This window comes from Sulfitobacter delicatus, from assembly GCF_900102535.1.
Taxonomy (GTDB): domain Bacteria; phylum Pseudomonadota; class Alphaproteobacteria; order Rhodobacterales; family Rhodobacteraceae; genus Sulfitobacter; species Sulfitobacter delicatus.
This window is the reverse complement of record NZ_FNBP01000013.1, coordinates 45,220-66,774: the sequence shown is the minus strand read 5'-3', so window position 1 is coordinate 66,774 and position 21,555 is coordinate 45,220. Positions and strand designations below refer to the sequence as shown.

At 60.3% G+C, this 21,555-nt stretch carries 21 protein-coding genes and 1 tRNA gene; 9 read left to right on the top strand and 13 right to left on the bottom strand.

Features of this window, described 5'->3' with window-relative positions; genetic code table 11:
* Positions 1–111 precede the first annotated feature (111 nt).
* From BLS57_RS17505 to BLS57_RS17490, 4 genes are all read right to left on the bottom strand, one after another.
* A complete protein-coding gene (locus BLS57_RS17505; protein WP_093743943.1) occupies positions 112–465 on the bottom strand; it encodes a TM2 domain-containing protein in 354 nt (117 codons plus the stop codon).
* 251 nt (positions 466–716) lie between these two features.
* Positions 717–2,120 (bottom strand): FAD-binding oxidoreductase, encoded by a 1,404-nt coding sequence (locus BLS57_RS17500; protein WP_093743942.1) that lies wholly within the window; start codon positions 2,118–2,120, stop codon positions 717–719.
* 1 nt (position 2,121) lies between these two features.
* Entirely contained in the window at positions 2,122–3,897 is a 1,776-nt protein-coding gene (ggt, locus tag BLS57_RS17495; protein WP_093743941.1) for a gamma-glutamyltransferase, read from the bottom strand.
* Positions 3,898–4,023: 126 nt separating this feature from the next.
* Positions 4,024–5,010 (bottom strand): 2-hydroxyacid dehydrogenase, encoded by a 987-nt coding sequence (locus tag BLS57_RS17490; protein WP_093743940.1) that lies wholly within the window; start codon positions 5,008–5,010, stop codon positions 4,024–4,026.
* A 152-nt stretch (positions 5,011–5,162) separates the two neighbouring features.
* On the opposite strand from BLS57_RS17490, the gene BLS57_RS17485 reads away from it, so the two are divergent.
* The 3 genes from BLS57_RS17485 to BLS57_RS17475 all read left to right on the top strand — a co-directional run bounded on the left by BLS57_RS17485 (position 5,163) and on the right by BLS57_RS17475 (position 7,047).
* Positions 5,163–5,672, top strand: coding sequence for an SH3 domain-containing protein (locus BLS57_RS17485; RefSeq protein WP_167356463.1), 510 nt, complete (start codon positions 5,163–5,165; stop codon positions 5,670–5,672).
* A gap of 77 nt (positions 5,673–5,749) precedes the next feature.
* Entirely contained in the window at positions 5,750–6,742 is a 993-nt protein-coding gene (locus BLS57_RS17480) for an NADPH:quinone reductase (protein WP_093743939.1), read from the top strand.
* A 230-nt stretch (positions 6,743–6,972) separates the two neighbouring features.
* A tRNA-Gln gene (locus BLS57_RS17475) sits at positions 6,973–7,047 on the top strand.
* Between the two features lie 350 nt (positions 7,048–7,397).
* Here the strand turns inward: BLS57_RS17475 and ccoS are convergent.
* The 8 genes from ccoS to ccoN all read right to left on the bottom strand — a co-directional run bounded on the left by ccoS (position 7,398) and on the right by ccoN (position 15,391).
* Positions 7,398–7,568 carry a cbb3-type cytochrome oxidase assembly protein CcoS gene (gene ccoS, locus BLS57_RS17470; protein ID WP_093743938.1) on the bottom strand — a complete coding sequence of 57 codons (171 nt, stop codon included), beginning with the start codon at positions 7,566–7,568 and terminating at the stop codon, positions 7,398–7,400.
* A complete protein-coding gene (locus tag BLS57_RS17465) occupies positions 7,565–9,685 on the bottom strand; it encodes a heavy metal translocating P-type ATPase (protein WP_093743937.1) in 2,121 nt (706 codons plus the stop codon). The genes ccoS and BLS57_RS17465 overlap by 4 nt, the downstream gene beginning before the upstream one ends.
* Positions 9,682–10,152: a FixH family protein gene (locus BLS57_RS17460; RefSeq protein WP_093743936.1), complete on the bottom strand. Its 471-nt coding sequence runs from the start codon at positions 10,150–10,152 to the stop codon at positions 9,682–9,684. Before BLS57_RS17460 ends, BLS57_RS17465 begins: the two co-directional genes overlap by 4 nt.
* Complete coding sequence (ccoG, locus tag BLS57_RS17455) at positions 10,133–11,740, bottom strand: cytochrome c oxidase accessory protein CcoG (RefSeq protein WP_093743935.1); 1,608 nt, start codon at positions 11,738–11,740, stop codon at positions 10,133–10,135. The genes BLS57_RS17460 and ccoG overlap by 20 nt, the downstream gene beginning before the upstream one ends.
* Positions 11,741–11,837: 97 nt before the next feature.
* A complete protein-coding gene (gene ccoP, locus BLS57_RS17450; protein WP_093743934.1) occupies positions 11,838–12,743 on the bottom strand; it encodes a cytochrome-c oxidase, cbb3-type subunit III in 906 nt (301 codons plus the stop codon).
* Positions 12,740–12,928: a cbb3-type cytochrome c oxidase subunit 3 gene (locus BLS57_RS17445; protein ID WP_093743933.1), complete on the bottom strand. Its 189-nt coding sequence runs from the start codon at positions 12,926–12,928 to the stop codon at positions 12,740–12,742. The genes ccoP and BLS57_RS17445 overlap by 4 nt, the downstream gene beginning before the upstream one ends.
* Positions 12,929–12,938: 10 nt before the next feature.
* Positions 12,939–13,775, bottom strand: coding sequence for a cytochrome-c oxidase, cbb3-type subunit II (gene ccoO, locus BLS57_RS17440; RefSeq protein WP_208597601.1), 837 nt, complete (start codon positions 13,773–13,775; stop codon positions 12,939–12,941).
* 5 nt (positions 13,776–13,780) lie between these two features.
* Complete coding sequence (gene ccoN, locus BLS57_RS17435) at positions 13,781–15,391, bottom strand: cytochrome-c oxidase, cbb3-type subunit I (protein ID WP_093743932.1); 1,611 nt, start codon at positions 15,389–15,391, stop codon at positions 13,781–13,783.
* Between the two features lie 182 nt (positions 15,392–15,573).
* On the opposite strand from ccoN, the gene BLS57_RS17430 reads away from it, so the two are divergent.
* From BLS57_RS17430 to BLS57_RS17415, 4 genes are all read left to right on the top strand, one after another.
* A complete protein-coding gene (locus BLS57_RS17430; RefSeq protein ID WP_139186663.1) occupies positions 15,574–16,497 on the top strand; it encodes a universal stress protein in 924 nt (307 codons plus the stop codon).
* 16 nt (positions 16,498–16,513) lie between these two features.
* Complete coding sequence (locus tag BLS57_RS17425) at positions 16,514–16,960, top strand: c-type cytochrome (protein ID WP_244153722.1); 447 nt, start codon at positions 16,514–16,516, stop codon at positions 16,958–16,960.
* A 7-nt stretch (positions 16,961–16,967) separates the two neighbouring features.
* Positions 16,968–17,399, top strand: a complete 432-nt coding sequence (locus BLS57_RS17420) for a CBS domain-containing protein (RefSeq protein ID WP_167356462.1) — start codon at positions 16,968–16,970, stop codon at positions 17,397–17,399.
* A gap of 62 nt (positions 17,400–17,461) precedes the next feature.
* Complete coding sequence (locus BLS57_RS17415) at positions 17,462–18,991, top strand: PAS domain S-box protein (protein WP_093743928.1); 1,530 nt, start codon at positions 17,462–17,464, stop codon at positions 18,989–18,991.
* Here the strand turns inward: BLS57_RS17415 and BLS57_RS17410 are convergent.
* On the bottom strand, positions 18,988–19,728 hold the full coding sequence (locus BLS57_RS17410; RefSeq protein WP_093743966.1) for a response regulator: 741 nt from the start codon (positions 19,726–19,728) through the stop codon (positions 18,988–18,990). The two genes, BLS57_RS17415 and BLS57_RS17410, sit on opposite strands and share 4 nt — an antisense overlap.
* A 165-nt stretch (positions 19,729–19,893) precedes the next feature.
* On the opposite strand from BLS57_RS17410, the gene BLS57_RS17405 reads away from it, so the two are divergent.
* Positions 19,894–20,577, top strand: coding sequence for a helix-turn-helix domain-containing protein (locus BLS57_RS17405; protein WP_093743927.1), 684 nt, complete (start codon positions 19,894–19,896; stop codon positions 20,575–20,577).
* An 82-nt stretch (positions 20,578–20,659) separates the two neighbouring features.
* A complete protein-coding gene (locus tag BLS57_RS17400; protein WP_093743926.1) occupies positions 20,660–21,499 on the top strand; it encodes a universal stress protein in 840 nt (279 codons plus the stop codon).
* Positions 21,500–21,555: the final 56 nt, after the last annotated feature.

Sequence of the window (21,555 nt, the reverse complement as noted above, 5' to 3'; positions counted from 1 at the left end):
ACGTAGGGAGGATTCTTTAGGTCTGCCGTGGCGCAGGCCAAGTAGTCTACAGAATACCGAAAATGCGCGCCCATAAGGACGCGCATTTGAATTGCTTCGAACAACAAGCTGTTAAACGGCGGCGGTGTTTTGCACTGCGGCGTTGGTGATGCTCGCATTCGACGTCAATTGATCGCGAAGCTTGCTGCGCTCGCTGTTGATCATGCCTGGGATCAAGAAAGCATCCACGACAACCCAGATGGCCACAACCGCAAAGGTGAAGATACCAATCACAATAGCCATGGTTACAAAGGAAAACAGGCTCAGTACGAGCATGGCGACAGCCGATCCCGTTTTGTCCAGATAGAAGCGATGCGCGCCAAACCAACCTAAGCAGGCCCAAAGCAAATAGGCGACAACGATGGATTTCGCCTCATTGGTTACGCGCTGTTCAATTAAAATTTGTTGTTCTGTGGAAAGTGTCATGAAAGTCCCTAATTCGTTTTACTATAACAATGCCTGAATACGGCCTTTGCAGCTCTAAATTCCCTGCTCGTTAAAAATATCAGCAGGAAATTGGTTGTATAGTTCAGAATATGAAAAACATGACTGTCCGGTTCGACTGTTGCAGTTAAACGCAGTGGCGCGCCCAAATCGCGCCCACCTTCCTTCATCCTTTTTCAAATACCGTGCCCAACATAGCCTGTCGCGAAACATCTGGGCGGAGCACCTCCCCCCTACTCTGGCAGTATCTTTCCCGGATTTAGAATATTGTGAGGGTCCAAAGCAGCCTTCACAGTGACCATCACATCAACCGCCCCGCCCATCTCCTTAGTCAAATAGGACCGCTTGCCTTGCCCGATCCCATGTTCGCCGGTGCAAGTACCATCCATCGAAATCGCCAACTCAGCTAGCCACTTCACAAAGGCCTCGCCGCGCGCGACTTCCTCTGCATTCTCCATATCGACCAAGAGCGACGCGTGGAAATTCCCATCTCCCGCGTGACCGACAATGGGGGCGATCAGCCCAAGCTCAGCCGCACGCGCCTGTGCCGCGGTAACAGCTTCGGCAAACCGCGAAATGGGGACGCAGACATCTGTAGCGACTGCCTTGCACCCAGGGCGCAGCCCCACGATCGCCCAATAAGCATCATGCCGCGCCTGCCAGAGCTTATTGCGTTCTTCTGCGGTTGTCGTCGCAGCATAGCCATTGCCGCCGAACTCTTCTGCCAACATGCCAAAGGTCTCCGCCTGTTCGACCACCCCGGCTTCTGAGCCATGGAATTCCAGCAGCAACAGCGGCGTCCCGGGCAGGGTCAGCTTGGAATAGGCGTTCACGGCCTTTACCACGTCGGCATCCAACAACTCGATCCGCGCCACGGGCAGACCGTATTGGATCACGGCCATGACAGTCTCACAGGCCGCCTGCACCGTCGGAAAGGAACAGCGCGCCGAAGAGATCGCCTCGGGGATGCCCTGCAAGCGCAAGGTAATCTCCGTAATGATCCCCAAAGTGCCCTCAGAGCCCACCATCAACCGCGTCAGATCATAACCCGCCGAAGACTTCCGCGCCCGCCCGCCAGTGCGGATCACCCGGCCATCAGCGAGCACCACCTCAAGGCTCAGCACGTTGTCCTTCATCGTGCCGTAGCGCACCGCATTGGTGCCGCTGGCCCGCGTGGCGGTCATCCCGCCGAGCGAGGCATTGGCGCCCGGATCAATGGGGAAGAACAGGCCTTGATCACGCAGATGAGTATTGAGCGCCTCGCGCGTCACTCCGGGCTGCACCCGGCAGTCGAGATCGCCCGCATTGACCGCAACGATCTGATTCATCTCCATCAAGTCGATGCAGATGCCACCCGCAGGGGCATTCACATGCCCTTCCAACGATGTGCCGGTGCCAAAGGCGATAACGGGGACTTTGTGCGCGGCGCAGATGCTAACCGCCCGCGACACATCTTCGGTAGAGGTAGCCATAATGACCCCATCAGGCGCCTGCGTGTCGATCCATGTTGTTGTATGGCCGTGCTGCTCGCAGATCGCCTGCCCGGTCAGCAGCCGTTCGCCAAAGGCCGCCGCCAATTCATCTAGTGCTACCGCAATGCCGGCCTCGTTGCGCGGCAGTTCTGCTATCTTCGTCACGTCACTCTCCTAATGCGATGCCCTCGCGGCGCGGATCAGCCCCGCCGCGCAGGTCATCGCTAATTTCAATCATATGCAGACCTGAGGTCAGAGCTCGCAGGTTCGTCTCAAACCCTATGTCCTGAAGCGGCCTGGCGATGGCCTCAAGCGCGCTCCCTTCTTCGAGATCAAAGGTTCCGAACCGGTTCACCGCATGGGGTGCGGCCACGGCCTGCTGTACGTCCATACCCCAGTCGAGGTGGGCCATGATCGCGCCCGCCACATATCCGATAATGCGACTGCCGCCGGGGCTACCCAAAGCCAGCACCGGCGCGCCATCTTTCAGCACGATGGTCGGCGCCATGGAGGAGCGTGGCCGTTTGCCGGGCTCAACCCGGTTGGCGATCGGCACGCCATCCGCATGGCTCCGGAAAGAGAAATCCGTGAGTTCATTGTTCAATAGGAAACCCGCCGCCATGACCCGGCTGCCAAAGCCATTCTCGATGGTGGTCGTCATGCTCGCCACATTGCCCATCGCGTCCACGATCGAGACATGAGAGGTTGACGGCAGTTCAATCGCCTCATCGTCCGCCCAATTCAACGCGTGGTCAAACTCCGGCGCGCCCGGCGCGACCTCAGGCAATGCGTCATCACCTTTCAGCAGTTCGGCACGTTTGGACAAATAGCCGGGGCCCAGCAGCCCCGTGACCGGCACCGGCACGAAATCATGATCCGCCAGATACCGCCCGCGATCCGCAAAGGCGAGCCGCGAGGCGTCGCCGATCAGCCGCAAGACTTCGGCATCCTGCGGCCCTGCGGACAAGTCGAACCCCTCCAACAGACCCAAAATCTGCCCCACGGCAACGGCCCCCGACGATGGCGGCCCCATGCCACAAACCTCATGCCCGCGATATTCGGCACAAACAGCTCCGCGCTCCTTGACCCGGTAGATTGCTAAATCCACCTCAGACAACACGCCGGGCTGTTCTGCCGCCTGCACCGCCGCGACGATCTGCTTGCCGATCTCGCCACCGTAAAAGACCGCTGCCCCCTCTGCTGCAAAGGCGCGCAAGGTCTCAGCATAGGCCGGGTTGAGCAATACGGCCCCCGCTTTGATCGGCTCGCCATCAGGCAAAAAATAAGCCGCAGTATCGGGCGCGGTAGAGAGGCGCTCTACGTCGCCGGCCACCAGTTCCGCCAGCCGTGGCGACACGGCAAAACCAGCCTCGGCCAGATCCGCCGCCGGTGCCAAAAGCGCTCCCCAGTCCTGATTGCCCCAACGATCATGCGCCTCTGCCATCAGCGCAGGCGTGCCGGGCGTGCCGACCGAAAGCCCGCCCACCACGGCGTCAAAGAACTTCAGCGGCTCCCCCGCCCCATCCTGAAACAACTGCGGCGTCGCGGCCAATGGCGCGGTCTCGCGTCCGTCCAGCGTGGTGACCTCGCCCGAAGCCGCATCATACCAAACCAGAAAGGCGCCCCCACCAAGTCCCGAGGACTGCGGCTCAACCAGCCCCAACATCGCCTGCACCGCAACCAGCGCATCGGCCGCCGTGCCGCCGCGGGCCAGCACATCGGCCCCGACCTCCACCGCATGAGGATTGGCCGCTGCGACCATCCAGTTCTGCGCGACGACGGGCCGCCCCTCGGCCTTCGCCGCCAGTGCGGCAGTTACCCGCTCCGACATTCCCTCAAAGACGCCAGCCCCCGTGCCCTCGGGCGCCACCGCATCCGCCGCTTGCTGCGCCGAAACGGAGCCTGCCAAAAGCAGCCCTGCAAAAGTTGAAACCACACGCATCGCCGACACCCCTCTTTTTGGCCATAAATACTTGGGGAGCTTGAGGGGCAACGCCCCTCATTCCCAAATAAAATAACGCGCGGCTACGCCGCACCGCTGAACAATGATGGCCGGGTCAGCGATATCTCACAGCATCGACGGCACGACCTGATCCGGTGGCCGGTGGCCATCATCGAAAGTCTTAATGTTGATTAAGACCTTTTCGCCCATCTCGATCCGCCCTTCGAGCGTGGCTGACCCCATATGCGGCAGCAGCACGACGTTCTTAAGCTCACGCAGACGCGGATTGATCTCGCGCCCATGCTCATACACATCGAGCCCCGCGCCCTTGATGTCCCCCGCCCGCAGCATCCGGGTCAGAGCATTCTCGTCGATCACCTCGCCCCGCGACGTGTTCACGATGACCGCATCGGGCTTCATCAGCCCCAAGCGGCGCGCGTTCATCAAATGGAAGGTGCTGGGCGTATGCGGGCAGTTGATGCTGATCACATCCATCCGGCTGACCATCTGGTCCAGACTGTCCCAATAGGTCGCCTCCAAAGCGCCCTCGACCTCTTCGCGCAGACGTTTGCGGTTGTGGTAATGCACCTGCATGCCAAAGGCCCGCGCCCGGCGCGCCACGGCCTGACCGATGCGGCCCATGCCCAGAATGCCCAAACGCCGACCACCCACGCGTCCGCCCATCAGCGCCGTGGGCGCCCAACCGCTCCAATCGCCCGATTGCATCACCGCCATGCCCTCGGGCATGCGGCGCGTCACGGCAAGGATCAGCGCCATGGTCATATCCGCCGTGTCATCGGTCAGCACACCCGGCGTATTGGAGACCAGCACCCCGCGCTGCCGCGCCGTGGCCACATCAATATGGTCGACCCCCGCGCCGTAATTTGCGATCAGCTTCAGCCGCTCGCCGGCCTGCGTGATCAGCGCTGCGTCGATGTCGTCGGTGATCGTCGGCACCAGCACATCGGCCTGCCGCATCGCCACGCCCAATTCCTCACGGGTCATGGGGCGGTCGTCTTCTCTTAGGGTCACGTCAAACAGCTCCGAGAGGCGCGTCTCCACCGCCTCTGGCAACCGTCGCGTCACTACAACACTCAACCGCTTCTTTGACATGCCTGCTCTCCCGGTCTTGGCGTCGCCTCGTTTCAAAGGCATGGTGTCCCATGCAGCGACGAGGCACAAGAACTCGCGCGGCAAAAAGAGCAACGACCCCGCAGAATTGCACAGACCGATCCACCGCAGTGACCCGACTTGCAGGCAGCCCCATGATAACCGCTTTCCTTCGCAGCACCCTTGTTCTGGGCATGCTGCTTTTGGCCCCATCCGCCCCGCTCAGCGCCGCTGAACAGCGCGGGCAAGTGACGAACCTGCCGCTCCCACGCTTCGTTTCGATGAAGGCGTCCGAGGGCAATGTGCGCCGCGGGCCGTCGCTGTCCCACCGGATCGACTGGGTCTACAAGCGCCGCGACCTGCCCCTGCGGATCACCGCCGAGCACGGCCACTGGCGCCGCGTCGAAGACCGGGACGGCATGGGCGGCTGGGTGCATTATTCGCTCCTTTCCGGCGTTCGCACCGTGCTGGTTGAGCAAGATATGCTGCCCTTACACGGAAAACCGGACCCAAAGGCGCCTGTCGTGGCGCGGTTGGAATTGGGCGTGGTCGCACGGCTTGGCGAATGCACGCTAGAATGGTGCGAACTGCGGTCGGGCGGCTACACCGGATGGGCGCCCAAAGTGCGGCTCTGGGGTGTCGAGCCCGGCGAAGTGCGCGAGTAATTCCACCCGGCTGCGATTGCATGCCTCTCACGCTTACGCCACTCTGCCCCCAAAGAGCCATCCGGGGAGAGACCGCCATGCATGCCGTTACCTATGACAGATTCGGAGCCGCCGCAGATGTGTTGCGCCTGACGGAGATCGACACCCCCGCGCCCCAACCCGGTGAAGTCTGCGTGGCCCTGCGTTTCTCTGGTGTGAACCCCTCAGACGTAAAGGCGCGCGCGGGCACCCGACCCGGCGTCACCAAACCGCCTTTTCCTCAAGTTATCCCCCATAGTGACGGCGCGGGCGAAATCACCGCTGTTGGCGCAGGCGTTGATCGGGCTCGGGTCGGCCAGCGGGTCTGGCTTTGGAATGCCCAGTGGCAACGCGCTTTCGGTACCGCTGCCACCCATATCACCCTGCCCGCGCATCAAGCTGTCCCCCTGCCCGAGAGCGTGTCCTATGAAACGGGAGCACAGATGGGGATCCCCGGCCTAACCGCCTGTCATGCCGTCTTTGGCGGCGGGGCGGTCGCCGGTGAAACCGTGCTAATCCAAGGCGGCGCCGGCACGGTCGGCTATCTTGCCGTGCAACTGGCAAAATGGGGCGGCGCACGCGTCATTGCCACCTGCAGCCCTCGCGACGCTGACTTGGTACGCAATGCCGGAGCCGATGCGGTGTTGGACTATGCCGACCCCGAACTGGCGCAGAAGATACTGAAGGCCAATGACGGCAAACCGGTTGAGACCATCGTAGAAACGGAGTTCGGCCTCAACGTCGATACCGACACCGAGGTCATCGCCCCCAATGGCCGCATCGCCGCCTATGGCTCAGCGGGCGAAATGTCCCCCACACTGCCGTTCTACCCGCTGCTTTTCAAGGCTGTGACGATCGACATCGTCCTGATCTACCTCCTAGCCGCTGGCCCACGCGAACAGGCGATTACCCGGCTGCACCACGCTCTTGAAGACGGCGCGCTGCACTGTCCGGTGGATAGCGTGCTGCGGCTGGCCGAAGCTGCTCGTGCACATGAGATGGTGGAGGCAGGTCGCCGAAGCGGCGCGGTGCTGCTCGACTGTCAGAGGTGAGACGAGGCGGAGATTGATTCGATGCGCTTGCGAGGTGCCCTGCTGAAGCGCGCGGCCCTGAACAGCGGGTCATGCGCTATGAGAGCAGAGTTCGCCCGGTCTCACCTCGCAAAAAGACGCCAAATTCTCCCGCCAAACCCCGCTCTCCTTTGCTGCGCGCAAAGAATGGGCTATTTTATAAAAAACGGTCTTGCACACCGCGCCGGAGAACTTTAGTTAGCGCCCTGTGTTGGGATGTAGCCAAGTGGTAAGGCAACTGTTTTTGGTACAGTGTACCGTAGGTTCGAATCCTACCATCCCAGCCAACACACCACTCTTAAGAGTTTAGATTCATCCCGGCCCGATTTTTGTCGGATTAGCTGAGCAGCCAACTTGACCTCGGTTAGATTCGATAGTTTTATCTGGCGCAGCCGGAGGCGGTCATCAGCGTCGTGGCGATCTCCAATTGATGCTTGCTGGTCGTTCTGACGTCTGCAGTGGCGGTATTGATGTTGAAACGCCGAACAGTCGACAAGCCTTAAGTGGTCAATCGTTGTGGCCCGCGGTTAGTTTATTCCGGGTATTTGGGGCAAACGATCAAGAATACTTCAGGACGGGCGACCTGCTCTTCCATGTGAACTGTGACCCCACGTTCTAAGGTCGAGCTACTGTTGTTTTACTCGCGCGTATCACCGGCCTCAGTGAGAACATCGCACTCCAACAAAATACGCGCTGCATCGCCCTCCAGATCTTCGTACTGACCGTTGCGCAATGTCCAAAGGCAGGCAGCAAGCCCTGCTGCGCCGAGCAAAACGGAAACCGGGATCAAGACAATCAGAATATTCATCGGCGCACCGCATTCAAAACGACGAGGATGGAGGAAGACGACATCACCGCAGCCGCCATCAGCGGAGTGGCGAAACCCATGACGGCAACCGGGATCGCCACGGCGTTATAGACTGCGGCCAGCCCCAAGTTCTGCCGGATGCGGCTTCGCGCCCGGCGGGCCAAGCGCAGGGTCTCTTCTACTGCACATAGATCACGGCCCAGCATCACCCCATCCGAGGCGACCCTTGCGGCATCAAGCGCCGTGGCGGGCGCGAGTGACGCATGTGCGGCCACGAGCGCGGCAGTGTCGTTCAGCCCGTCGCCCACCATAAGCACGCGCTTGCCCCGCTCAGCCATTTCGCGCACCAGCGCCGCTTTATCTTCCGGGCGCACCCCCGCATGAACCTGCGTAATCCCCAATCTTGCCGCCAAAGCGTCTGCGCGGGACTGCGTGTCACCTGAGACCATCGCCACGTCCACGCCCTGCCCCTGCAATGCCTCGACCACCGCAACTGCGCCGGTGCGCAGCCTTTCATCTAGCGGCAGGGGGATGCAACGGTCCGGCAGGTAAAGCGCGGATCCGTCCTCACCCCGCCCCAACCGCACGGGCGCGCCATTCCACAGCCCATAAATACCCTCGCCCGGCACCTCATGCAGACCGCTCAACGCGGCGGGCCTGTGCGCGGCAAGAGCGGCCGCCAAGGCACGCGACACCGGATGATCCGACGCCTGCGCCAAGCCCAAGGCCACAGAGGCGGCGGCGGGGTCAAGATCAGGCAGTTGCGCCACGCCTTCGGTCAGCGTGCCGGTCTTGTCGAACATCACCATGTCGGCTTCGGCCAGCCGCTCCAGCGCAGTAGGGGATTTAAGCAGAACACCCCGCCGAAAAAGCCGCCCTGTCATCGCCGCTGTGACCGCCGGAATGGCAAGCGCCAGAGCACAGGGGCAGGTAATGATCAGCGTCGCCGTGGCCACCGCAATGGCATGATGCAAATCCCCCGTCAGCCCCCACCAGACCCCGAAAGCCACGGCAGCCAGCCCATGCACCACCGGCGCATAAAGCCGCGCTGCGCGGTCGGCGATGCTGCTGTAGCGGTGCTTGCCGGTCTCGGCCACATCAACCAAAGCCGCCAAGCGGCGCAACGTGCTGTCTTCGGCCCGCCGGGTAACACGCAGGGTCAGGGGGGCACCAAGGATCACTTCGCCTGCACAGACCGGATCACCGGAAGCGATGGCGATTGGCGCAGCCTCACCGGTGAGGGCCGACCGGTCGACCATCGCGGCAGCTTCGGCGACCCCATCCACCGGAGCCCGCGCACCTGCGGCTAATGCGATCCGGTCCTCGGGGATGAGCGCGGCCACATCCACGGTCTCGCGCCCCTCTTCGGTCAGCCGGGTCGCACGCGGCAATTCCAGCGCTGTGAGCTCCGCCGCTGCAGAGCGCGCCGTGGCCCGTGCACGATGCTCAAGATAGCGGCCCACGAGCAGAAAAAAGGTCAGCGACAGCGCCGCATCGAACCATGTATGCGCCCCGGTAGCGGCGAAGGTCTCATACAGCGATGTCGTCGCCGCAAGCAGGATCGCCAGCGCAATCGGCACATCCATGTTCATCCGTCCAGCCCGCAAAGCAACGGCCGCCGACGCAAAGAACGGCACCGCCGAAAAAGCCAAAGCAGGCAGTGCAATGGCCGCCGAGACCCAGTGGAACATCACCCGCGTGACATCCCCCGCCCCTGACCAAACGGCGACCGACACTGCCATCACATTCATCATTGCAAAGCCCGCCACAGCGGCACGGGCCAACAGACGCCGACCTTCGTCGTCGCCCGCTGGTCGCAGGGCGGTGGCGTCTAGCTCATGCGCTTCAAAGCCCGCGTCGTTCAGCGCTTGCAACGCCGCGCTGGCGTCATATCCAGGGGCAAGGACAACACGCACCCGCTTGGCCCCAAGGTTCACCCGCGCCGCCCGGACTGATGGCAATCTCGCCAGCACACCTTCCACCCCCGAAATACAAGCCGCACAACGGATTTGCGGCAGGGCGAGATGGAGGGCCGCCTCGCTTTCCGGCAGGCTTCGCGCCACAGCGTCAGCCGAAGGGGCCGCCGCAATGCAGCCCGGACAGGCGGCAATCGTCATCGCACTACCCTGAGCGGGATACGACGGCGAAAGAGCGTGCCGTCGCCCGCGCGCATCTCGATCCGCAGGTTCCAATTCCCCGGCCCAGCCGTCACAGGCGCGACCCAGGCTTTGCCGTCCCAGTCGAACGCGGGGGTCATGTCATCCGCCACGGTTGTCGCACGGCCCAATGTTGCGGTGATGATCTCCGGCATGACAACACCCGCGCCCGCGTCCTGCACTGCAAGTCTGAGCGCTGTTTCTGTCAGGTCGGTTTGCACAGTCCAGCCCAAGGCCTCCTGCGCGGCGCGGTCCGTATCGAAGTTTTGCGAGGCGACATAGCTCGACTCGGTTTCTTTGCCGGGAAAGGTCCGCACCGCGTTGACCGCCAAAGCAAGGTTCACCGTGATGATGATTGAAAAACCACCAACGAACATCGCCAGCACATGCCAGCCTGTGAGGGGGCGTTCAGTCTGTACTGCGTTCATTGAGACCTTCCTTTCCATTAAAAATCGTATTGCTGTAAGCCCGCTCCCCCGAGGTGACGTCTTCGACCCAGAGCCGCAGATCACTGCGCTGCTGTCCGGCGGCAGGGGCTTGCGAGGGCGCGATCACGTAGACCCGTTGCAATCGACTGGTGTCAGCAGGCACCTCGACCACTGTGTCGGGCGCGCCTTCGAGAGCCAGTTGCAAGCCCGTGTCAGCCACCAGCGACAGCCGAAAATCCCGCGCCTCACCGTGCTTGTTGCGCAGGCGGATGTCATAGGCGTTGCGGATCGACCCGTCAGAAAGGGTGACGTAAGTCGGGTTGCGAACCGGGGCGATGGTCATGTCGATCTCGGGCCGGATGAAAAGGGCGACAACCAGCGCCGCCCCGATGGCGGCCCAAGCGGTGGTGTAAAAGATCGTCCGAGGGCGAAAGATATGCTGCCATAGTGGCTTGGGCTGCCACGGGGGTTGGTTGGCCCCGGCAACGTCACCAGCGGGCGCTTCGGCAAGCCCCGCGACCCCGGCGCATTGCATCGGTTGGGTTGGCGGCTCATCGTCCAGCGCGAGATAGTCAATCAACCCACGGGGCCGCCCGATCTTGGCCATCACATCATCGCAGGCGTCAATGCAGAGCGCGCAGGTGATACACTCCATCTGCTGACCTTCGCGGATGTCGATCCCCATCGGGCAGACCGCCACACACGCGTTGCAATCAATGCAATCGCCCAGCACCTCGCCGCTGCGCGACTGGCGTTCGGCGGCGGTGTTCTTGTCCACCGCCGCCCCATAGCGCGCCACGGCATCGCCGCTGCCAATCGCCTCGGCTGCCGCCTTTTGACGTTTCACCCCACCCTTGCCACGTGGCTCCCCGCGCCATTTGCGGTAGCCGACTGTCAGCGTTCCGGGGTCCATCATGGCACCTTGGATGCGGGGCCAAGGACACATGTAGATGCAGACCTGTTCGCGCATGAAACCGCCAAAGATAAACGTCGTGGCGGTCAGCACGGCGATGGTCGCATAGGCCACCGGGGCGGCCTGCAGGCTCATAAGGTCACGCGCCAAGGTCGGCGCATCGGCAAAGTAGAAGACCCACGCCCCGCCCGTCGCCACGGCGATGACCAGCCAGACCGCCCATTTGGTCAGGCGCAGCCGCCCTTTTCGCAGGCTCCACGGAGCATTGTGCAAGCGGATACGCGCATTGCGGTCGCCTTCGATCCAACGCTCGACAGTCATGAAGAGGTCCGTCCAAACCGTCTGCGGGCAGGCATAGCCACACCAGACCCGGCCCAAAGCGGAGGTAAACAAAAACAGCCCCAGCCCCGCCATGATCAGCAGCCCGGCCACGAAATAGAATTCATGCGGCCAGATTTCGATCCAGAAGAAATGAAAGCGCCGATTGGCCAGATCGACCAGCACCGCTTGGTCAGGCAGGTTCGGCCCCCGGTCCCACCGGATCCACGGGGTGATGTAGTAGATGCCCAGTGTGAGGATCAGGATGAACCATTTCAACCGGCGAAAGAAACCGCTCACCCGGCGCGGAAAGATCGGCTCACGCGCAGCGAAAAGCGGGGGGGAGGCGTTTGACATAAGGGGTTTGGCTCCGAGTTATGTCTTGCGGCCTACACCCTTGATGTGCAGGCCGCTTTGATCTGCATCAAACCTGCAAATCATCTTTTGCGCTGGCTCATTCGGCAGGCGCAGCCTCAGCATCGCCCACGGCAGCCTCACCGCCGCCCAGACCATAGACATAGGCGGTCACAGCCCGGACCTCAGCTTCGCCCAAACGCGCCTGCCAAGGTGGCATTACCCCCATGCGCGGCGCTTTGAGTTGCCGCAGGATCGCCTCTTGGCTGTCGCCACGCAGCCAAATCGCATCGGCAAGGTTCGGAGCGCCGATTTCGCGGTTGCCCAGCCCCTTTTCCCCGTGACAGGCACTGCAATTGTCGGCGTAAAGCGTAGCCCCTTTCGCGGCGGCGGTCGCGTTGTGGTCGAGATCCGACAGGCTGCGCACGAAATGGGCGGTGGCGTCCAATTCAGCGTCTTCCATCCAGTCAAACGGCGGCATTTCCGAAAACCGCGCGTCGGGGTCTTCTTCGTTGCGGATGCCGTGGCGGACGGTATAGGCGATGTCGTCCATCGTGCCGCCCCAGAGCCAGTCATCGTCCAACAGGTTGGGGTAGCCCGAAGCCACAACGCCCCCTGCCCCCGCGCCGTGGCATTGCGAACAATTGGCTGCAAAGACCGAGCGCCCGGCTTGAACCGCAAAGCGGTGCAGGTCTTCGTTGTCCCGCAGAACGGCCAAATCGACAGTGACGAGGCTGTCGATCAGATCGGCGTTCGACAGGTCAACGCGCTCAATCTCGGCCGCGACCTCGGCGCGGGTGGAATAGCCTAACAGCCCCGCCGTCGCGCCTGAGACCATCGGCCAAGCCGGGTAGAGGATCGTATAGATCACACCCCAGACAATGGTGGCGTAGAAGGTCCAGAGCCACCAGCGCGGCAGGGGGGTGTTCAGTTCTTCGATGCCGTCCCAACTGTGGCCGGTGGTCTCGGTCCCGGTGGTGGGGTCGATCTTGGGATTGTCGGTCATTGGTGGGCTCCGTCATTGCGGGCTTGGTCAGGGTTTTCATTCCGAAAAGGCACATCCGCCGCATCATCATGCAGAGCGCGCGAGCCGGGGCGGTAGGCCCAGCCGATGACCCCTAGAAAAATGAGCGTCAGAACCAACAGCGCCCAGCTGTCGGCCAGTTCACGAAGAAGAGAATAAGTGTCCATTACAGCGCCCTCAGCGGTTGGCGTCGGGCACGAAGGTAGAGAAATCGACCAACGTTCCGAGCATTTGCAGATAGGCGATCAGCGCATCCATTTCGCTGACCCCGGGTTGGCCATCAAAGCTGCGCACCTGCGCGCCGGGGTAGCGCTCCAGCAGCCCGTCGTAATCGCCGAAAGGATCGACCTGCACACGGAAATCCCCGCTGGCGCTGGCGATCATCTCATCGCTGTAGGGCACGCCGACCATGCGGTGTGTCTCAACCAGATCAGTCACATTGTCCGCCTCAAGCGGCGCATCCATCAAGAAGGCATATTTTGGCATGACACTTTCCGGCACGACCGATTGCGGGTCCATCAGGTGGTCGACATGCCACTCGTCCGAATAGCGTCCGCCGACCCGCGCCAAATCCGGCCCGGTGCGCTTGGAGCCCCATTGGAACGGGTGATCATACATCGATTCAGCGGCAAGGCTGTAATGGCCATAGCGCTCTGTCTCGTCGCGCATGGGACGGATCATCTGGCTGTGGCAGACATAGCAGCCCTCGCGCACATAGATTTCGCGCCCGGCCAGTTCCAGCGGAGAATAGGGGCGCATGCCCTCAACCTCCTCAATAGTGTTCTCCAGCCAAAAAAGCGGCGCAATTTCGATAATGCCGCCGATGCTGACCACCGCCAGGGATGCAATCAGTAACAGGGTCGCATTGCGCTCAAACCGCTGGTGAAAGGTGATCGTCTGCGTCTCGGGTGGCAGCTCATTAGGAACTTTGCCCGTCTTTATGCCTTCGCTGGCAGTGACGACCTTGGGGTCGTCGGTGGGGTCATAGTTCGGGCTTTGGGGGTTCTTGGCCATTGATCTTACTCCGCTGGCAGGGCGACGGTGATGGGGCGGGCTTCGGGGGCGCGGATGGTCATCCACATGTTCCAGACCATCACGACGCCGCCAGCGAGGTAGAGAACCCCACCCAGACCACGGACCACATACATCAGGTATTTAGCTTCAACGGTGTCGGCAAAACTGTTGACGAGGAACCCATTGGCATCCACCTCCCGCCACATCAGGCCTTCCATAATGCCCGATACCCACATTGAGGACGCGTAGAGCACGATGCCCACGGTCGCGAGCCAGAAGTGCAGGTTGATTGCCGAAAGCGAATGCATCTGCGCCCGCCCCCAGAGCCTTGGTGTCAGGAAGTAGAGCGCGCCAAAGGTGATGAGCCCGTTCCAACCCAGTGCGCCGGAATGCACGTGACCGATGGTCCAATCGGTATAGTGGCTCAATGAGTTGACCGCCCGGATCGACATCATCGGCCCCTCGAAGGTCGACATGCCATAGAAGGCCAGTGAGGCGACAAACATGCGGATGATCGGATCGGTGCGGATCTTGTCCCACGCGCCCTCAAGCGTCATCAGACCGTTGATCATGCCGCCCCAACTGGGCATCCAAAGAATGATCGAAAACACCATGCCCAAAGTCGCCGCCCAATCCGGCAGCGCGGTGTAATGCAGGTGGTGCGGACCGGCCCAGATATAAAGAAAGATCAGTGCCCAGAAATGGATGATCGACAGCTTGTAGCTATAGACCGGGCGACCCGCCTGTTTCGGCACGAAATAATACATCATTCCAAGGAAGCCGGCGGTCAGGAAAAAGCCCACGGCGTTATGGCCGTACCACCATTGCGTCATGGCATCCTGCACGCCCGAGAAAACCTGCACGGACTTGGAGCCCCAGATCGACACCGGGATCGCCAGATTGTTTACCACATGCAGCATCGCCACGGTAATGATGAAGGCCAGGAAAAACCAGTTCGCCACGTAGATATGCCGCTCGCGCCGCCTCAGGATCGTGCCGAAGAACACAGCAAGATAGGTCAGCCAGACAATGGTCAGCCAGATGTCCACGTACCATTCCGGCTCGGCATATTCCTTGGATTGCGTGGCCCCCAGCAGATAGCCTGTCGCCGCCAAAACGATGAAAAGCTGGTAGCCCCAAAAGACAAACCAAGCCGCATTGCCGCCCCAGAGCCGTGCCGCTGATGTGCGCTGCACGATATAAAAGGAGGTTGCGATCAGAGCATTGCCGCCAAAGGCGAAGATCACCGCGCTGGTGTGCAGCGGGCGCAGGCGGCCAAAGTTGGCATAGGGCTGCGCCCATTCGATATTGAGCGCGGGAAAGGCGAGTTGGAAGGCGATGTAAGTCCCGACAAGGAAACCGACCACACCCCAAAAAGCCGTGGCAATCACCCCGTAGCGCACTGGCCCGTCCATATAGCCCCGTGGCGCAGAGACGCGAACCGCCTCTCCTGCTTCTACAGGCATTTGCCGCAGCTGCCAAAAAAACAGCCCCGCCGCGATCACTATAATCAGCAGCGCATGGACCATATAAGCCGGATCACGCGCCCAATCCGCGCCCAGTGCTGCAAAGAACACAATGAGCGCAAGCACGATCAACTTGAGCGTATCGAACATATTCCGAATCCCTTCATCTTTGAGAGACGGATCGCATGTCGGACATCGCTGCGTTTTGACTTAGATCAAATCGTGGCGAAGGGATGCGTAAAAGATGCGAAAGGAATGCACGTCAGCAAGGTGAAAGCGAACGTATGTTCGTGCGGCCAGCGTGAGGCAGGCCTGAAACTCAGTGACCGCAATTGATCCAAATCAATGCGGTCGCTTGCAAAAGCGTCAGGGTGATGGAAACGCATATAAGGAACATCGCGATGCAGAATACGACGATCACTGTTATTCTCGGCGAGGCCGCCCAGCCGACTGATCTGGAACAACTGAGCCGCACAGCCTGCGAGCACAACTTGCATCTTATTGTTCTGCTGCTGGGCGAAGTTCCTCCCATCCCCATTTATTCCATCGGCATTGGAGAGTTCAGCGCCTATTCGCTGCCCGAAGGATGGCAGGCCGATGTCGACGACGCTAACACCGCTTTGGAAAAACAGCGCGACAGTATTTCCCAATATTTGGTCGATCAGGGAGCGAGCGCCGAAGTGCGGGCCGTCTGCGGCGAGGCTGCCGGATTGCGCAACGCTGTGGCGCGCGCAGGTTTGACCTGTGATACCATCATTATCGGCGATGATCTGCGCGCGGAGGCGATGCTCTTCAACGATATCGTGCACGCAGCACTTTTCGACTCTTCGGCAGCGGTCATGCTGAACGCACTGTCCAGCAAAGAGGCGCTGGCGCCCCAATCTGTCTTCGTCGGTTGGAAAGCAGGTATTCCTGCATCGCGGGCAGTTCGCGCTGCGATGCCAGCTCTGCGACAAGCGCAGGATATCACTGTCGCGCTCTTTGATCCGATCGCAACTTCTTCGCGAGACGGGGAAAATCCTGGTTCTGACGTGGCTGCTTGGCTTGGCCATCAGGGATGCCGCGTCGCGGTTCAGCAGTACCCCAGCGGTGGTCAGGAAATTGGCATCGCAATCACAAAGCGAGCCAAAAAAACCGGAGCAAACCTAATCGTAATGGGCGCCTATGATCATTCGCGCCTGCGTGAAACGGTCTTTGGTGGCACCACACGGACCTTGATCGATCAGCGCGAATGGCCTGTTCTGCTTTGTCATTAAGCGGGGTCAGACTACGGTGATCGTTGACCCATCAAAAGGCAGTTTTTTAATGCAACTTCGTCTCGCAGCCATCGCCAGCCTTTCCTGCGCACTTTTGTCCGCCTGCACTGAAGGCTCTATCGCTGAGCCTGATAACGTCCGCGAAGGGCAGCGTGTCTATGCAAAGGAATGCGCTGCCTGCCATGGGGCGAGTGGCGAGGGGGCGGGGCCCGCCTCTTTGGGTTTGGATGTCATCCCACCCGATCTGACCGGCCTCAAACAGCGCAACGATGGGTATTTCCCGCGCGAGTTTGTCAGGAGGTTTGTCATGGGACGTCTGGAGAAAGACGATCCGACCTCACCGATGCCCGATTTCTCGTCCGTAGGATTACGCCATGTCTATCCTGATGGAGGTGCAGATGGCGAAGTTTTGGAAACCGATTTCGCAAATCTGCTCGATTACCTTGAAGCGATTCAAGAGTAGGTTCGCGATGGGAATGATGACAAATCTCGACGCAAACCTTGTCTCAGGAGAATGCTGCGTAGCGAGGCTGGCAACGCGCGACCCGTGGATTGTACCTCCGGAGGTGTCGCTGGCCGAATTGGTTGACGAGGTATTTCTGAAACACGCAATCAGCTTTGTGCCCGTCGTCGAGAACGGCATACTATTGGGCTATGTAGATACCCAGATCGTTCGAAACATCGACCGCGAGTATTGGATGACAACCACGGTTGACGATGTGGTTGAGAGCACGAATGAGGGGAATACGGTGTCTTCCGACATGTCGATTGCACGACTTGCGGCCAAGATATCCCGAACTGGAAGGCGCAAGTTCCTTGTCACAGATACGCATGGGTTGGTGGGGGTGATTGCGCTGTCAGATCTTACGACGCTTCTGAAAGTCACAAGCACCGGCGGATAGCTTGCATAGGACAGCGGAAGCGCGTTTGCTGCAGCTAAACCCATCGCACACGGAACCATTGCATGAAGATCAACGACGAAAGCCCTGTCCTGCTCGCCCTTCTGGATGCTGCGGTCGATGCCATGGTCGTTGCGGATCACTTGGGCAATATCATGCGGGTGAACAAGGCCGCAGCAGCACTCTTTGGCCATTCTGCGGATGCTCTGGTAGGACAGAACGTTCGCATTTTGATGCCGGATGCCATGGCCTCGCAACACGATGGCTTTTTGCGCCATCACCTTGAGACAGGGGAAAAACGGATCATCGGGATCGGGCGTGATGTCGAGGGCCTTCGCGCCGACGGGAGTGTTTTTCCACTGCATCTTTCCGTAGGGCGCGCCGACATCTCTGGTGAAGTCGCTTTTGTTGGCATTATGCACGATCTCTCGCGCCGAAAGGCCGCAGAGGAAGCGACCGCGCGATCTCAGCGGATGGATGCGATCGGTCAGATGACCGGCGGCATCGCGCATGACTTCAACAATCTGCTCACCGTTGTCATCGGAAATCTGGAACTGCTCGAGATGTCCGAAACCTCTGAAATGAGCGGGGCGTTGATCTCGGATGCCTTGGAAGCAGCCGAGATTGGGGCCGATCTCACGTCTCGGCTTATGGCTTTTGCCCGCAAGAGCACGCTGAATGCGGAAGTGATCGACTTGAACGCCGAAGTCTCCAAGGCCGTGGCGATGCTCTCTCGCACCATCGGCGCGCATATTGCGGTCAAGACAGCCTTTGCCGGCGACCTTTGGCAGGCAAAGGTAGATGCGACCCAGCTTCAAACAGCCGTCCTAAACATTGCACTGAATGCGCAGGATGCCATGCCGTCCGGCGGCAAGATCACCTTGGAAACCCGGAACATGCGGCTGGACGATACCTATGTTGCGCAGGAAATCGGCATCGACATGGGGAACTACATTCGCCTGTCCATCGCCGACACCGGGGAAGGCATGTCGGCGGAAACCAGAACCCGCGCGATGGAGCCCTTCTTTTCAACCAAACCGGTTGGACAGGGAACCGGGCTGGGTCTCTCCATGGTCTACGGGTTCATCAAGCAGTCCGGCGGGCATATTGCGATCTACAGCGAGGTCGGGAAGGGAACGACAATCAGCCTGTATTTCCCGGCCTTAGAAGAAATCACCACGCGCACTTCGGCGCTTGGCCACCAAGCCGAGCGACACGATGGGATTGGCGCGGGACTGCGTGTGCTTTTGGTTGAAGACGACCCGATGGTGCTGCGCCTGTCTGAAACCCGCGTGAAGGCCCTTGGCTTTGACTGTGTCACAGCTACAACTGGTGACGCGGCTTGGGAAATTCTGCAGACGCGGGATGACATCGAAGTTGTTTTTACCGATCTGGTAATGCCGGGCGAGCTTTCTGGCCATGCTTTGGCCACGCGGGTTGCTGAGACAATGCCTGACCTGAAGATTCTGCTCACCTCAGGATTTTCAGAGAACATTTTGCGCGGTGAAGAAGCCGATTACGACTTTGCCATTCTGCGCAAACCCTACAGGCAGGCCGACTTGGCCAAAGCATTTCGCACTCTGCTGGACAGCTAGTGCTCCACGGCCACGGCGTTCTCTGTCAGGATATATCCGATGCCCCGCACTGTCTTGATCAACATCGGACGGGCCGGATCACGTTCAACTTTCTTGCGCAGCCGCGCCACCTGATTGTCGATGGTACGGTCCAGTGGCGCCCAGGCCTGTCCGTCGATCAGGTCCATCAGCCGGTCCCGGGACAGCGGTTTTTTGGCATGATTGAGGAAAGCTGCCAGCAGTTTAAAGTCTGCGGTGGTGAGGTCGCACTCTGCACCCTCTCGGTCCACCAGCAACATACGGTCGAGTTTGACCTTCAGACCGTCCAGTGACAGCCAAGGATCCTCTGCCCCCTGCCCCGTGTCCTGCGAAGCATCTTCGGGCTCGCGTTTGCCACTGCGGCGGAGGACAGATTTAACGCGGGCCAAGACTTCTCGAACGTGAAACGGCTTGGTCAGATAATCGTCTGCACCCAGTTCCAGCCCGACCACGCGGTCGATCACATCGTCCTTCCCCGTCACCATGAAAATCGGAACATCATGATCGCGGCGGAGCTCTCGGGCGATATCAAGTCCGTCATCCGCGCCTAGGTTCAGGTCCAAGGTCACGAGGTCGAACTGATCCGCCTCAAACGCCTCTCGAACGCTCTGTGCGCTCTGCGCTTCGGACACGGCGTAGCCGTCCCCTTCGAGGCACCGCCGAAGGAGGGTCCGAATTTTTGAGTCATCATCGACGACGAGGATCTTTTTCTCAGACACAAACACTTTCCACAGCAGCTTCGCTTTCCTTACCCGCCCCGCCGCTGCTTGCCACCAGTCCTGCGGTGAGGCACCGCGACAAACCGATACAAACGGTTACACCGACAAGGGTCTTTCTGAGACGCGTTCCTGAGAATGTGAACGCGACCTAAGAAGGACGAGCGCATGTACGTGACATTATCGAATGAATTCTCCCCCGCAACCCGTTTGCCCGAGATCAGCCGCCCTCGCCGTGCACCTGCCGCCGCCCCGCAACGGAAACAACAAGCGGTCGGAACGCATCTCTTTCGCGAAGGCGACATCGCCAGCAACATCTACGAGATCACTTCGGGCGTGTTCCGCCTGACCCGTGTTCTTGAAAACGGACGCCGCCAGGTCATCGCCTTTGGCCTGCCGGGTGACATCATCGGGTTTCCAAATGACACGCTGCACCACACGGATTGCGAAGCCATCGCCCCTGCGGAAGTGATCGCCTATCGGCGCAATGCTCTGGACGCTTTCGAAGGTAGCCAAGAGACCCAACAGCGAATCTTGCATGCCGCGCTGCGCGAAATTTCTGCGATGCAGGATCATTTCATGATGCTCTCGCATAAATCCGCGATGGAGAAGGTCGCGTCCTTTCTCATCACCTTGGTGCAACGCACAGGCACCCCGATCGGCAACTACACTACCTGCACGCTCCCCATGAGCCGGGCCGACATCGCCGATTTCCTTGGCCTCACGGTAGAAACCGTAAGCCGCGTTCTGACCCGGTTGCGCAAAGAGAATGTAATCACCTTGGAACGCACAAAGACGGTCCTGATCCGGGACATGGAAGCGCTGGCGCTGGCCTCACAGGTTGGCGACTGAAAGCGCAAGAGAACCTCATATCCGACCGCCGGTAGGACACTCACCTCAGACCGGCCCAACTCCGACCCTCAGGAGAACACCCATGACGATTAAGACAATCCTCGCCTGCCTTACCGACGTTCAGTCGGCAGATAGCGTCCTCAATGCAGCAGCGCTGCTCGCTCGTCGTCACAATGCCCATGTCACCGGCCTACACACTGTTGAGTCGTTGATGGTCTATCCGGGCATTGCGATGCATGTGCCTGACATTGTTTTCACTGAGTATGGCAAATCTCAGATTGAGCGATCCGAAACCCTCAAGGCGACATTTGAACGGCATTTCCATGCAGAGGAGTTCGCATCGGAATGGCGTTTGTTGAAAAGCCAATCTGAAACCGCCGCAGAACGGATCATCGAAAGCGCTCAATCCGCCGACGTGGTGATCATGGCCGCTGCTGACCCTGATGCCGAAACCCATGCGCACGCCCGTCTTGTGGAGACGGTGATCCGTGATGCGGGGAGACCGGTGCTCGTGGTGCCGTGGGACTACGATGCTGACGCCCTCGGCCAAAGCGTTGTGATCGGGTGGAATGCCACGCGGGAAGCGGTAAGGGCCGCGCATGATACGCTGACTCTGCTAAAGGACGGCGATACCGCGCATATTCTTCGCATTAACGATCATAGCAAAGACGCAGGGACTGATGCGATCTCAAGCGATCTGGCCGCAGCATTTGCGCGACGTCAGATCCAGACAACCTTGGTAGAGCGTTGCTGGGAACGTCCGGGCGTTGCTGCCGCATTGAACAAAGAGGCGCTGGAAAAAGGGGCCGATATGATTGCCGTGGGTGCCTTCGGCCATTCGCGCACCTACGATCTGGTCATCGGCGCCGCGACGCGCGAGTTGCTGAGACAGTCGAACTTTCCCGTGCTCTTTTCCCGCTAGGCTCGCTGTAGGGCCGCACGAAGCCAGCCGCCGCGCCTTCTGCGCCCTGCCTAAAC